Origin of the sequence: Blautia sp. OF03-15BH, assembly GCF_003463065.1 — a bacterium.
GTDB lineage: Bacteria > Bacillota > Clostridia > Lachnospirales > Lachnospiraceae > Limivivens.
Window position 1 is genome coordinate 183,762 of record NZ_QSCM01000002.1, and the last position, 12,394, is coordinate 196,155.

Annotated in this window: 16 protein-coding genes; 15 read left to right on the forward strand and 1 reads right to left on the reverse strand. The window is 46.2% G+C overall.

From position 1 onward, the window contains the following. Positions 1-26 precede the first annotated feature (26 nt). The 7 genes from DXA57_RS03625 to DXA57_RS03655 all read left to right on the forward strand — a co-directional run bounded on the left by DXA57_RS03625 (position 27) and on the right by DXA57_RS03655 (position 4,075). Complete coding sequence (locus DXA57_RS03625; protein WP_117764699.1) at positions 27-983, forward strand: tRNA dihydrouridine synthase; 957 nt, start codon at positions 27-29, stop codon at positions 981-983. A gap of 89 nt (positions 984-1,072) precedes the next feature. Next, entirely contained in the window at positions 1,073-1,615 is a 543-nt protein-coding gene (locus DXA57_RS03630; RefSeq protein WP_117764701.1) for a PIN domain-containing protein, read from the forward strand. A gap of 20 nt (positions 1,616-1,635) precedes the next feature. After that, positions 1,636-2,115: a DUF3427 domain-containing protein gene (locus DXA57_RS03635; protein WP_117764703.1), complete on the forward strand. Its 480-nt coding sequence runs from the start codon at positions 1,636-1,638 to the stop codon at positions 2,113-2,115. Between the two features lie 12 nt (positions 2,116-2,127). Further along, on the forward strand, positions 2,128-2,529 hold the full coding sequence (locus DXA57_RS03640) for a (deoxy)nucleoside triphosphate pyrophosphohydrolase (protein ID WP_117764705.1): 402 nt from the start codon (positions 2,128-2,130) through the stop codon (positions 2,527-2,529). A 40-nt stretch (positions 2,530-2,569) separates the two neighbouring features. Next, positions 2,570-2,821 (forward strand): hypothetical protein, encoded by a 252-nt coding sequence (locus tag DXA57_RS03645; protein ID WP_117764707.1) that lies wholly within the window; start codon positions 2,570-2,572, stop codon positions 2,819-2,821. A gap of 50 nt (positions 2,822-2,871) precedes the next feature. Continuing rightward, positions 2,872-3,489: an NUDIX hydrolase gene (locus DXA57_RS03650; RefSeq protein WP_117764709.1), complete on the forward strand. Its 618-nt coding sequence runs from the start codon at positions 2,872-2,874 to the stop codon at positions 3,487-3,489. Positions 3,490-3,517: 28 nt separating this feature from the next. Next, complete coding sequence (locus DXA57_RS03655; RefSeq protein ID WP_117764711.1) at positions 3,518-4,075, forward strand: GNAT family N-acetyltransferase; 558 nt, start codon at positions 3,518-3,520, stop codon at positions 4,073-4,075. A gap of 2 nt (positions 4,076-4,077) precedes the next feature. Here the strand turns inward: DXA57_RS03655 and DXA57_RS03660 are convergent, their stop codons facing one another. Continuing rightward, the gene (locus tag DXA57_RS03660; protein ID WP_117764713.1) at positions 4,078-4,932 is read right to left on the reverse strand and encodes a patatin-like phospholipase family protein; all 855 of its coding nucleotides are present in this window, start codon (positions 4,930-4,932) and stop codon (positions 4,078-4,080) included. Between the two features lie 347 nt (positions 4,933-5,279). Between DXA57_RS03660 and DXA57_RS03665 the strand changes: the two genes are divergently transcribed. The 8 genes from DXA57_RS03665 (at position 5,280) to DXA57_RS03700 (ending at position 12,337) form a co-directional block, all read left to right on the forward strand. Beyond that, on the forward strand, positions 5,280-5,564 hold the full coding sequence (locus DXA57_RS03665) for a YabP/YqfC family sporulation protein (RefSeq protein ID WP_117764715.1): 285 nt from the start codon (positions 5,280-5,282) through the stop codon (positions 5,562-5,564). Positions 5,565-5,578: 14 nt separating this feature from the next. Beyond that, positions 5,579-6,781, forward strand: coding sequence for a sporulation protein YqfD (gene yqfD, locus DXA57_RS03670; RefSeq protein ID WP_117764717.1), 1,203 nt, complete (start codon positions 5,579-5,581; stop codon positions 6,779-6,781). Next, positions 6,778-7,764 (forward strand): PhoH family protein, encoded by a 987-nt coding sequence (locus DXA57_RS03675; RefSeq protein WP_117764721.1) that lies wholly within the window; start codon positions 6,778-6,780, stop codon positions 7,762-7,764. Before yqfD ends, DXA57_RS03675 begins: the two co-directional genes overlap by 4 nt. Continuing rightward, positions 7,761-8,258, forward strand: a complete 498-nt coding sequence (gene ybeY, locus DXA57_RS03680) for an rRNA maturation RNase YbeY (RefSeq protein WP_117764723.1) — start codon at positions 7,761-7,763, stop codon at positions 8,256-8,258. Before DXA57_RS03675 ends, ybeY begins: the two co-directional genes overlap by 4 nt. Positions 8,259-8,277: 19 nt before the next feature. Then, complete coding sequence (locus DXA57_RS03685) at positions 8,278-9,438, forward strand: DUF3048 domain-containing protein (RefSeq protein ID WP_117764725.1); 1,161 nt, start codon at positions 8,278-8,280, stop codon at positions 9,436-9,438. Positions 9,439-9,502: 64 nt separating this feature from the next. Further along, entirely contained in the window at positions 9,503-11,149 is a 1,647-nt protein-coding gene (locus DXA57_RS03690; RefSeq protein ID WP_158571224.1) for a putative polysaccharide biosynthesis protein, read from the forward strand. Further along, positions 11,134-11,982: a pyridoxamine kinase gene (locus tag DXA57_RS03695; RefSeq protein ID WP_117764729.1), complete on the forward strand. Its 849-nt coding sequence runs from the start codon at positions 11,134-11,136 to the stop codon at positions 11,980-11,982. Before DXA57_RS03690 ends, DXA57_RS03695 begins: the two co-directional genes overlap by 16 nt. Positions 11,983-12,028: 46 nt before the next feature. Further along, positions 12,029-12,337: a hypothetical protein gene (locus DXA57_RS03700; protein ID WP_117764731.1), complete on the forward strand. Its 309-nt coding sequence runs from the start codon at positions 12,029-12,031 to the stop codon at positions 12,335-12,337. The last annotated feature ends 57 nt before the right edge of the window (positions 12,338-12,394 follow it).

Sequence of the window (12,394 nt, forward strand, 5' to 3'; positions counted from 1 at the left end):
ACAATGAATGAGAGGATTTTCATGTTATGAATTACTATTTTGCACCGATGGAAGGCATTACAGGCCATATTTACCGCAGAGTCTATGCGGAATGTTTCCGTTCGCCGGATAAATATTTCACGCCTTTCCTGGTTCCCGGAACCAAAAAAATCTTCCGGAGCCGGGAAATCCAGGATATCCTGCCGGAAAACAATCCAGGACTGACGGTAGTTCCCCAGATCCTTACGGGAAAAAGCGAAGACTTTATCCGTGGAGCCAGGGAACTTCAAAAATATGGTTTTCAGGAGATCAATCTGAATCTTGGCTGCCCTTCGGGCACGGTAGTGGCAAAAGGCAAAGGTTCCGGCTTCCTCGCCTATCCGGATCAGCTGGAAGCTTTTCTGGATGAGATTTTTTCCGCTCTGGATCTGAAAATCTCTGTCAAGACGAGGATCGGTCTGGAAGAGTCAGAGGAGTTTCCAGTACTCCTTTCGCTCTTTAACCGTTTCCCTCTGGAAGAGCTCATCGTGCATCCGAGACTGCGAAAGGATTTTTATAAAGGAAAACCGGATCTTGAGACCTTTGCACTGGCTGTACGGGAGAGCAGAAATCCCCTTTGTTACAACGGGGATCTTTTTTCCAAAGAAATGGTTCGGCAGTTTACGGAACGCTTTCCGGCTGTGGACAGACTGATGCTGGGCCGGGGACTGGTGGCAAATCCAGCTCTTTTAAACGAGCTTCACGGAGAGCCGGGGCTTTCAAAAGAACGCTTCCTGCATTTCCATGACCGTTTAGTAGAAGAGTATCGGGCCGTTATGTCCGGTGATAAGGATGTGCTTTTCAAAATGAAAGAACTCTGGTTCTATATGAGTCATCTCTTTACCAGTCCGGAAACTTACATGAAGAAAATCAAAAAGACCGGTTCCCTTGCCGTGTATGAAGAAATCGTTCACGCCCTTCTTCGCGAGCAGGAGATCGAGTTCAAAACGTTTGATACGTTTTAACGATACCTGAAGGTGCTGCTTTCCATTACCTCCGGTATCGTCTTTTACCTGAAAAGGCGTGAACGGAAACAACAGAAAGGAAACAGTATATGGCAATTTATTTAGTGGATTTTGAAAACATCGGTTACAACGGTCTGAAAGGCATCGAGAAGCTTCCGGAGGGCGATCAGGTACATCTTTTCTACAGCAGCAATGCGGACAAGCTGACCTTTGATATCCATCTGTGCATCAACGCTTCCAAAGCACGGATCTTCTATTATAAGGTAGAAACCGGAGCCAAAAATGCCCTGGATTTCCAGCTGGCGACCTACCTTGGTTCTCTTACAGCCCAAAATCCCGATGAGAACTATTTTATCGTCAGCAACGATGATGGTTTCCACTATATCATCCAGTTCTGGAAACAACGCGGTGTGGATATCCAGCAGATTTCCAACCTCCAGTTCCAGAGCATTGAAGAAAACCAGGTTCTCGATCTTCTGCCAGCATTCTGCAGAGACGATGCAGATGAGATCATGGCCTGCATCAATGAGTTCAAATCAAAACAAGGTATCAACAACGCTCTGGTCAAACAATTCGGCAATAAAAAAGGCAGTGAGATCTATCGCGCTATTAAGGGGCTTTTGAAGAATTAAACGCTCTGGCAACCTGGCCCATGCCGCAACAGAAATATCTGGTTTTTATAAAGACAGGCTCAAACCCTAAAAAATCAAAGGGGTTAAGCCTGTATAAACATTATGAGGTGCTTAGACAAGGTGTAAAGTGGCTTCCTGACAAACAGGTGGATGTGTTATTTATTACACTGAATAAATCGCATAAAGACTATTCGCCCACAACAATGTACGACGACTATTCTATCAATGAACGCCAGTTCCATTGGCAGAGCCAGAGCACGACATCAGACACGTCCGGTACGGGTCTGCGCTATATCAATCATCAGAAAAACGGGAGTAAGATCGCATTATTTGTGCGAGAGTTTAAGCAGGATCGTATTGGTGCTGCGCTATATACCTACCTCGGAACGGCAGCTTATGAGACGCATACCGGCAGTAAGCCAATGAATATCACATGGAAGCTGGATCAATCGATCCCTGCGAAGTATCTTCGCAAGACAAATCAATTGCTTACCGGTTAAGAGAGGAATCCTATGAAAACAATTCGAGTTGTAGCAGCGGTTATTTGTGATTGTTTTGATGAAAAATCAAAGATTTTTGCAACAGCAAGAGGATATGGAGAATTAAAAGGAGGCTGGGAGTTTCCCGGCGGAAAAATAGAATCCGGTGAAACACCACAAGAAGCTTTGAAAAGAGAAATCATGGAAGAACTGAATACAAAAATCAAGGTCGGAGATTTGATCGATACAATCGAATATGACTATCCAGCCTTTCACCTTTCCATGGCTTGTTTCTGGGCTAAAGTTACGGCTGGCCATTTGGAGCTGAAAGAAGCGGAAGCTGCAAAATGGCTTACGAAGGACCAACTGAATAGCGTTGCCTGGCTGCCGGCAGATGTTACATTGATTGATAAAATCCGTGAGTACATGAAATAATCATTTTTTTCCTTTACATTATTTCCAGAGGGGTCTAACTATGATATACACAGTAAAACGAATCGATGAAGACTTGAATTTCGGTTGTGAAGAGCGACCGGAAAGCGTACCGATCATGGCAATCGTAACGCTTACGGATTCTTCCGGAGAAGAAGTGATCGTAAAAGCAGAAGATGCCATGCTCTATGAACGTAATATCAACGAATGGGACAAGGTTTGTCTCGATATACATAATAAGCTGGAAAAGATCTGCCAGCATGAGGACGGTAAGTTTACGTTGAAGAAGGTGTAGCGAGATGGTATAAATGGGCACATCAAATCTGAACATGAGGGAGAACTTCTATGAACGATAAATGGATAGAATTTGCAATTCGTATTCAAAGTATTGCCCAGGCTGGACTTCAGTATGGGAAAGACAAATATGACAGAGAACGTTATGAAGAATTGAGGCAGATTGCAGCGGAAATGCTGTCGCTTAAAACAGATGTTCCTGTAAATAAAATCTTTGATTTATTTTGTAATGAATCCGGCTACCAGACACCAAAAGTAGATACACGGGCAGCAGTTTTTGTTGACGGAAAAATTCTGCTTGTACATGAAAATAATGGTACCTGGTCGTTGCCAGGAGGCTGGTGCGATGTAGACCAGTCTGTTGCATCCAATACAGAGAAAGAAGTGCAGGAGGAAGCCGGACTTACGGTGAAATCTGAGAAGATAATAGCAGTTCAAGACTGGAGAAAGCACAATGTGGTAAATTATGTGTATGGAGTAGTGAAAGTTTTTGTACTGTGTCGGCTCCAGGGTGGAAAGTTTGAAAAAAACATAGAAACTACAGAAATCGGTTTTTTTGATAAAGAAAATTTGCCAGTTAATCTTGCTGTAGAGAAATGTACAAGAGAACAGGTTTTCATGTGTTTCGATTCTTATGAAGATCCAAGCATCGCAACCCTGTTTGATTAAGACAAATCAGGATTGGAGAAGAAAAATTATGCTTGTTAAAGACATCGAATATAAACTCAAGGATGGAAGGACTGCGTTGATTCGTAGTCCGCAGGATGAAGATATTCAAGGTATGTTAGAGTATCTCTATATTTCAGCGGGTGAAACGGACTTCATTTTGCGCTATCCTGAGGAGTGCGGCAAATATACAGCAGAAGGCGAAAAGGCGTTGTTTGACAGAGTAAACAAATCTGACAACCAGGCTATGCTTGTATGTCTGGTTGAGGGAAAAGTTGCTGGAAATTGCGAAATCACATGGAGCAAAGGAATAAAAACAAGGCATCGAGCAAGTGTCGCCATCGCATTATTAAAAGAATATTGGAATCAAGGCATTGGAACAAGACTATTCCAAGAGTTAATCCGCATTGCAGAGGAAAATCCGGACTTAATTCAAGTGGAACTTGATTTTGTAGAGGGAAACAGCCGTGCACGAGCTTTGTATGAAAAAATGGGATTCAGAATCACAGGCGTCAAGCCCAATGCAATTCGCCTGAAAGATGGAACACTGCTGAATGAGTATTCAATGATTCGAGAAATCAATCGATAACGCTACCGCTTGTCAGCGAGAAATTCCTCCACCTCCGCCAGCCGTTTTTCCCCTTCTTTTCGCCCAAGCTGGTACACCCGTTCCAGTTCTTCCGGGTGACGCTCAACAGCACCGATATTGAGGGCGGCCTCCGGACGGATAACAAGGAGATTTCCGCATAATTCCTGCTTTTTGATGTAGGCGATGGTTTCGTTATAGCGTTCGTGACGGTTTTCCAGTGCCTGAATGAGAGCCGGATTTTTCCGGAGAAGGATCCGCAGAAGGGGCAGCAGCTGGTTGGGCTTTTTCACATAGCCTTCCGGCTGGGTCAGAATGACGACGTTCCGTTCATAGCCGATGCTTTCAAAAAAACGCACAGGGATGGAATCGGCGGTGCCGCCATCCGAAAGCATATGTCCATCCAGATTTACAAAGCGGGAGAGTGCCGGCATGGAAGCGGAGGCCCGCATCCACTGAATATCCTCTGCATCGCCTTTCAGGCAGTTGTGATAAACAGGCTTTCCGGTTTCCACGTCGGTGCAGACCACATAGAAATCCATGGAATTTTCCTCATAGGTTTTCACATCGAAAGGATCCAGACGGTCAGGCAGCTCGTGATAGCAGAATTCTTCGCCATAGATATCACCGGTCCTGAGAAGAGAGCGGAAACTGACGTAGCGGGGATCCTGACAATAAGCCTTGTTATAACGGATCACTCGTCCGATCTGGCGGGATTTATAATTGCAGCCAAAGACGGCTCCTGCAGAGACACCGATCGCCCCGTCAAAGCACACACCAGCCTCCATTAACACATCGATCACACCGGCGGTAAACATGCCCCGCATGGCTCCGCCTTCCATAATCAGTCCGGTCTTCATCTTCTGTATCCACTCCTTGTCTCTGAAATTTTGTCTTTTATCAGTTTAGCCTATCAACGTTGAAATATCAATACAATCTGTAAATTTCAGAACCTTCTCTTGTCCTCTAAAAAAATTATGTATAATTAAGAAAAACTATATATTTATCTGTAAATTCTGTGCTATAATCGCCGATGAGGGACCGGATCGCTGGGTATTCTGGATGGATTACGAAAGCCGTCGGCCGTTGGAGGCCTACCGGGCAGATCTGGTTTCTATTACAGGACAGATCGGATAAAACACGGTAGTTCTGAACCTCCCTGTTTTTACATATACTGGATAACAAAAGTCCGGAGGGTCGGCTGCCTATGAGACGAAAAGGAAAAAAGCCTTTTGGACGGGTACTGACGGATGCGGCAGGGATTCCACCGGAGCTGGTGTCTTCCCTGCCTCTGCTTTCCATGACCGGTCAGGAAGAACTGTTTATTGAAAATTTCAAAGGAATTCTCCAGTACACGGATGCTGTTCTTTTACTCCAGACAAAAGCCTGCCTTTTGCGGATCGAAGGACAGCATCTTTTTCTCGTCTATTACACAAAGGATGCACTGAAACTTACAGGAACCATCACCAGTGTCTGTTTTCTGACCAGCTGACAGGAGGATTTTTCATGATGGCAAACATCCAGCGTCAGATGAAGGGCTACGTCCGGATACGTGTCCACACGGTTTCCTACGATCGTTTCTTAAATATCTGTGCGCTTCATAACCTTTACATATGGGATCTCAAACCGGTGGAAAATGCTTATGAAATGAATCTTTCTATAGAAGCTTTCCGCCGCTTAAAACCTCTGGCCAGAAAGACGGGAACCCATATCCGTATTATCAAAAAGTGCGGCCTCCCCTTCTGGCTTTTCCGGAACCGCCACAGGAAGGCCTTTGCGGCCGGTTTCGTTGGCGGGGCGTCCCTTCTGTTCCTGTTTTCTTTTTTTATCTGGAATATTGAGGTCAGCGGCAACCGTTCTGCTTCCGCAGAGGTTATTTACCGTTATCTCAAAGAAGAAAAAGCCACTTACGGAACTCTGAAAAATACCATCGACTGCAAGAAACTCCAGGCAGATCTCCGGGAAAAATTTCCGGATTTTCTCTGGGTCTCGGCAAAAATCAAGGGGACCAGCCTTCTCATTGATGTAAAAGAAAATGATCTTCAGGACCTCACACCGGAGGAATTGCCGGAAAGTGATCTCATTGCCGGAACAGCCGGGACCATTGAACGCATCATAACACGGCAAGGGAGGCCTCAGGTACATGTCGGAGACCGGGTAAAAAAAGGGGACCTGCTGGTATCTTCTGAAATCCCCATCCTCAATGACGAAAAAGAAGTCACCGGTTATGAGTATTGTGCGGCAGATGCGGATATCCTGATAAAAACCGTTTACGAATACCGGGACAGTTTTCCTCTTTTATATGAAGAAAAACTCTATACAGGCCGGGAGAAAAGCGGTTTTCTCATTCAGCTGGGAAGCCAGCTGTTTTCTCTGAAACCCCAAAAAGAGAGTTATCAGGCCTATGATCTGGTGACGGAGGAACGACAGTTTGGCTTTTCCCGGTATTTTAAACTTCCTCTTTTTTATGGCCGGATATATATGCGGGAATACCGTCTGATAAAGAAAAGATACTCTTCCGGCGAGGCCATTGCCCGAATGCAGGAGAAAACAGAAAAAAATATGGAAAAAATTCGGGAAAAAGGGGTTCAAATATTTGAAAATGATGTTAAAATAGAAACGGATGAGAAAAGCTGTTCCGCTTCGGGACAGCTGACACTCATTCAGAAAACCGGAAAACGAGTGGAAAGGACGAAAACAGATTCATGAGCATCATTGAAGCGATTACAGAAATTCCGGCAGAGCACGAGAAGAATGTATTCGGTCAGTTTGACCAGCATATAAAGAAAATTGAACGTACCCTGAATGTGACCATGATTTTAAGAGACGGAACGCTCAAGATCATCGGAGATGCCGCCAATGTTTCCAAAGCCAAAGATATTGTGCAGGACCTGGTAAAGCTCTCCATGCGGGGGAACACCATTGAAGAACAGAACATCAACTATGCACTGGCGCTTGCAATGGAAAATTCCGATACCGGCTCCATGGTGGAGATCGATAAAGACTGTATCTGCCATACCATCAACGGAAAAGTGATCAAACCCAAAACGCTGGGGCAGAAGGCTTATGTGGATGCCATCCGGAACAAGATGATCGTTTTCGGTATCGGACCTGCGGGTACCGGAAAAACCTATCTTGCCATGGCAATGGCGATTTCCGCCTTCAAAAACGGAGAGGTTTCCAGGATCATCCTTACAAGACCGGCTATCGAAGCCGGCGAAAAGCTTGGCTTCCTGCCAGGCGATCTCCAGAGTAAGGTGGATCCGTATCTTCGCCCGCTGTACGATGCCCTTTATCAGATCATGGGACCGGACAGCTTTGCAAAAAATATGGAAAAAGGTCTTATTGAGGTCGCTCCTCTGGCTTATATGCGAGGCCGGACACTGGATAATGCCTTCATCATTCTTGATGAGGCACAGAATACCACACCGGCTCAGATGAAAATGTTCCTGACCCGTATCGGTTTTGGTTCTAAAGTCATTGTGACCGGTGATTCCACCCAGAAGGATCTGCCAAGCACCCAGAAATCCGGTCTGGAGGTCGCAATGAAGGTATTAAAAAATGTGGAAGATATTTCTTTCTGCAGCCTTACCAGCAAAGACGTGGTCCGGCACCCGCTGGTGCAGAAGATCGTCAATGCCTATGAGGAATATGAAAAGAAAGCTTCCGCACAGCAAAGGAGGCGCTCATGAGCGTTATTTACGAAGATGAGTATGGAAAAGACTGGCCTTTCTCTCCGGAAGAACTGGCAGGGAAAGTGATCGAGGCGAGTCTGGATTATGAAAACTGTCCTTATGAAGCCCAGGTAAATGTGCTTCTGACAGGCAATGAGGAGATTCATGAGATGAACCGGAATTTCCGAGGGATCGACCGTCCCACGGATGTACTTTCTTTTCCGCTTTTGAATTATGACACACCTTCTGACTTTTCAGCAGCAGAAGAAGAGGAAGCGGATTCCTTTGATCCGGAATCGGGTGAACTGATGCTCGGGGATATCGTTCTTTCCGGAGACAAGATTCTGGAGCAGGCAGAGGCTTATGGTCATTCTGTAAAACGGGAATTTGCTTTTCTGGTTGCTCACAGCATGCTCCATCTGTGCGGGTATGACCATATGACAGAAGAAGAAGCAAAAGAAATGGAACGGCGTCAGGAGGAGATCCTGCAGAGCCTTTCCATCACAAGATAAACAGAGAGGGGATAGAAACATGAACAGATTAAAAACAAGACTTCTTGTAACAGCAGCAGCACTCGCTGTATTTGGCACTTCCGCCCAGGCAGCAGAGCTGGTTCAAAAAGATGACGCACCGGTGACCAGAACAGATTCTCTGGCAGGTTTAAGCGTGGATTCTTCCTCTGAGGATACCACCGAGACTGCAGCAGAGGCTTCCACTGAAGCACTGGATCCTGATGCACAGGTACGCAGCAAACTGACCGGTCGCCTGGTTGATGCAGAGGTAGGGACCAAACGTCCCATGGCCATCATGCTCAACAATATTTATGATGCCTGCCCCCAGGCCGGTATCGAGGAAGCCGGTATTGTTTACGAGGCTCCCGTAGAGGGCGGTCTTACCCGTCTGATGGGAATCTTTGAAGATTACCGCGGTATGGAGAAGATCGGTTCTGTCAGAAGCTGCCGTGATTATTACATTGATTTTGCAAAAGAATTTGACGCCGTTTATATCCATTACGGACAGGCTGTTTATGCCATGAACAAGCTGAACGCCGAAGATACCGATAACATCAGCGGTCTTCAGTACCAGGAGCAGGCCGGCTCTGTCAGCGGCTACTGCGGTGAGGATATTTTCTACCGTACCAGTGACCGTCCGGCTCCTCACAATGTTTATATCAGTGAGGAAGGCATCAAGACTGCCATGGAGAGAAACGGTTACCGTACCGATTACGAGGATGATTTTGAGGCTCATTACAAATTTGCAGCTGACGGTGAGACCATCGTACCGGACGAGGGAACAGCAACGGTGATCCGTCCGGGCTACTCGGTAAACAAACCCTGGTTTGAGTATAATGAAGAGGCCGGTTATTATAACCGTTTCCAGTACGGAGAGGCACAGATCGATCAGAACACCAACGATCAGCTGGCTGTCACCAACATTATCTTCCAGGTATGCCAGTGGCAGAATTATGATGATAACGGTTATCTGAATATCGATACCCAGTCCGGCGGCGATATGTATTACTTCACCAAGGGCGGATATGAGAAAGGCACCTGGAAAAAAGCCGATCCGGAAGATCCGGACAGCCGTGCCGTTTATTACGATGCCGATGGAAATGAGATCACTCTGAATCAGGGCAGAACCTGGGTATGCATTATTCAGGACAGTTATGAGGATAATATTGTCATCGAGTAACAAAACAGATACCCCTCTGTAGAAAACAGGGTATGAATAAATATATAGGAACATGAGGTGTACCGTGGGAAACAAAAGCAAAAATAAAGATTATCTAGTACAGGGTACGATTCTGGTAGCGGCATCTTTCATTGCCCGTATCATCGGAATGGTATACCGGATTCCGCTGAAGAACATACTGGGTACGGAAGGAATCGGGTATTACAGTACAGCAAACGAGCTCTATAATATCATTCTGATGATTTCTTCCTTCAGCATCCCGCTGGCTGTGTCCAGGATGGTCTCGGAACGGCTCCATGCCGGAGAACAGAAGAATGCATACCGTGTCTTTCAGTGTGCCATGCGCTTTGCGATCGCCGTAGGAGCAGCCATGTCCATTGTGACATTCTTATTCGCAGGCGTCATTACAAAATATGCCATGAAAGCAGAAAATGCTTCCTATGCTCTGCGTGTCCTGGCACCGGCAATTTTCCTTTTTGCCATAACTGGTGTGTTCCGCGGATTTTTCCAGGGACGCAACACCATGGTTCCCACGGCGGCTTCACAGGTCATTGAACAGGTCGTCAACGCCATTGTATCTCTGGCAGCAGCCTTTCTTCTTGTGGGGTATGGAACAAAGCTCGGTGAAAAGAAGGGCAATGACAGTCTGGGACCTGCCTATGGTGCTGCAGGCGGTACGCTTGGAACAGTAGTCAGCATCGCTGTCGCACTGCTGTTTCTTTTCGTTGTCTATATGGCCTACCGTGGCCGGATGAACCGCCAGATGCGGCGGGATGTTACAAGTCGGAAAGAGGCTGACCGGGAGATCTATAAAATTCTGATCTGGACACTTGTTCCCATTGTCTTAAGTACTGTGGTCTACAACATCGGAACCGTACTGGATCAGGGTGTTTTCAATGCCATTCTGGCAGGACAGGGCTACACAGAAAAACAGTATATGACCATCTGGGGCGTTTACTCCGGAGAATTCCGTGTACTGATGAATGTGCCTTTATCCATTGCCTCCTGCCTGGCGCCTTCTGTAGTTCCGAGCCTGGCGGCTGTTATGACAGACAATGACACAAAGGAAGCTTCCGTAAAGGTGCGTGATACGATCCGCTACACCATGATCCTCACGATCCCCTGTGCCGTTGGCTTCCTGGCCCTGTCTTCCCCGATCATGCAGCTGATCTTCAATGATTCCACAAAGCTTGCTTCCGGTATCATGCAGACCGGTTCTCTTCTCATCGTGCTTCTGGGACTTTCCACACTGACGACAGGGATTCTGCAGGGACTGGGCCGGATGAAAGAGCCGCTGATCCATTCAGCGATCGCTCTTGTCCTCCATCTGATCGTTCTGGCTGTGCTGATGACGATATTCAAGCTGAACATTTATGGCGTTCTTTATTCCAATATTTTCTTTGGACTGATCATGTGTATCCTGAATGCCATTTCCATTAAAAAATATCTTCGTTACCGGCAGGAACTGGTGCGGACCTTTATCATTCCGCTGGTATCTTCCGGTATCATGGGACTGGCCGCTTATGGTATTTACACCCTGTTCCATCTGGCTGCAGGAAATGCCGTTTCCTGCCTTGCAGCCATTCTGGCAGCGGTCATTGTATACGGAGTGGTACTGATCAAGCTGCGCGGGATTACAGAAAGAGAGCTGTACGCCATTCCCAAGGGAGCAGTTCTGGTGGGAGTGCTGAAAAAATGCAGACTGTTATAAAAAGAAAACCGATCAAAAGAGCAGCCGTTCTTCACGATCTTTGTACCGTGGGGAAGGCTGCCATGACAAACATTCTTCCTGTGCTGTCCGTTCTGGGTGTGGAGGCCTGCCCGGTTCCGACTATGGTGCTTTCCACACATACCGGCGGCTATGGAAGACCTGCCATTTATCCGCTTTCCGGTTTTGCCGGAGACTGCGGAAAACATTTAAAGGAACAAGGCTTTTCCTTTGATGCTGTTTTTATCGGCTATCTGGGAAATGAGAAAAATGTCCGGGAGGCTTATGCTTTTCTGGACGATTTTTCTTCCGGACCGATACTTTTTGATCCGATCATGGCAGATCATGGAAAGTTTTATTCCAATTTTGATGAGAGTTATAACGCCCTATTAAAAGGGCTGATCCCCAGATGCACACTGATGACACCAAATTATACAGAAAGCTGTCTTCTCACCGCTGAACCTTATGAAGAGATCTGCACGGAAGACAAGCTTCAGAAGATTGCGGATAAGCTGAAAAAACTTGGCTGCAAAAATGCGGTGATCACCAGTATTCCGCTGGAAGGAAGACTTTCTGCCGTTGGGATCCTGACAGAAGACAGGACAGAATGGTTTACTTATGAACCGACAGGCAGAGCTTATCCCGGAACCGGTGATCTGTTCTCTGCGGTACTTCTCGGTGCGCTTCTGAAAGATCTTCCACTGGAAAAAGCAGCAGGAGCAGCACATCGTTTTGTGGCTCACTGCATTCAGAAAAGCGATGAAGCCGGTTACGATACCAGAGAAGGTGTCCTTCTGGAACCGGAGCTTCTGGAACTGGTAAAAATTGTTTCGTAAAAGAAACAAAAAAACAACCGATACTGTAACAAAGGAGTGGATGTTTATGAACAGCCAAAGTTACAGGATCGGTTTTTTTGCGGGTATTTTACTGCTTTCCCTGCTCTATATCTTCAGTGACACCCGATTTCAGGCAGAGCAGGAGAGTGTACGGGCAGAAAGTGAAATGCGTTATTATCTGAAAGAAGAAAACGGAACCGTCAGCGTTTATAGTGGAGAAACACAGGAGCTTTTTGAAAAAACCTCCATACCGTTTCGAAAACTTCCGGTAGAGATCCAGACGGAAATCCGCCAGGGAAAGTCTTTTTCCGGAGAAGAAGAACTTTTTGACTTTCTGGAAAATTACAGCAGTTAATTGAAAAAAGAGTAGATGTTTCCGGAAAAATGGTGTAAGATAGGGTGGTATGCTTGA

Bases quoted from the DNA above. Each gene is read 5' to 3' on its own strand.
- DXA57_RS03625 (WP_117764699.1), top strand. From the start codon at position 27: ATGAATTACTATTTTGCACCGATGGAAGGCATTACAGGCCATATTTAC.
- DXA57_RS03630 (WP_117764701.1), top strand. From the start codon at position 1,073: ATGGCAATTTATTTAGTGGATTTTGAAAACATCGGTTACAACGGTCTG.
- DXA57_RS03635 (WP_117764703.1), top strand. From the start codon at position 1,636: ATGCCGCAACAGAAATATCTGGTTTTTATAAAGACAGGCTCAAACCCT.
- DXA57_RS03640 (WP_117764705.1), top strand. From the start codon at position 2,128: ATGAAAACAATTCGAGTTGTAGCAGCGGTTATTTGTGATTGTTTTGAT.
- DXA57_RS03645 (WP_117764707.1), top strand. From the start codon at position 2,570: ATGATATACACAGTAAAACGAATCGATGAAGACTTGAATTTCGGTTGT.
- DXA57_RS03650 (WP_117764709.1), top strand. From the start codon at position 2,872: ATGAACGATAAATGGATAGAATTTGCAATTCGTATTCAAAGTATTGCC.
- DXA57_RS03655 (WP_117764711.1), top strand. From the start codon at position 3,518: ATGCTTGTTAAAGACATCGAATATAAACTCAAGGATGGAAGGACTGCG.
- DXA57_RS03660 (WP_117764713.1), bottom strand. From the start codon at position 4,932: ATGAAGACCGGACTGATTATGGAAGGCGGAGCCATGCGGGGCATGTTT.
- DXA57_RS03665 (WP_117764715.1), top strand. From the start codon at position 5,280: ATGAGACGAAAAGGAAAAAAGCCTTTTGGACGGGTACTGACGGATGCG.
- yqfD (WP_117764717.1), top strand. From the start codon at position 5,579: ATGATGGCAAACATCCAGCGTCAGATGAAGGGCTACGTCCGGATACGT.
- DXA57_RS03675 (WP_117764721.1), top strand. From the start codon at position 6,778: ATGAGCATCATTGAAGCGATTACAGAAATTCCGGCAGAGCACGAGAAG.
- ybeY (WP_117764723.1), top strand. From the start codon at position 7,761: ATGAGCGTTATTTACGAAGATGAGTATGGAAAAGACTGGCCTTTCTCT.
- DXA57_RS03685 (WP_117764725.1), top strand. From the start codon at position 8,278: ATGAACAGATTAAAAACAAGACTTCTTGTAACAGCAGCAGCACTCGCT.
- DXA57_RS03695 (WP_117764729.1), top strand. From the start codon at position 11,134: ATGCAGACTGTTATAAAAAGAAAACCGATCAAAAGAGCAGCCGTTCTT.
- DXA57_RS03700 (WP_117764731.1), top strand. From the start codon at position 12,029: ATGAACAGCCAAAGTTACAGGATCGGTTTTTTTGCGGGTATTTTACTG.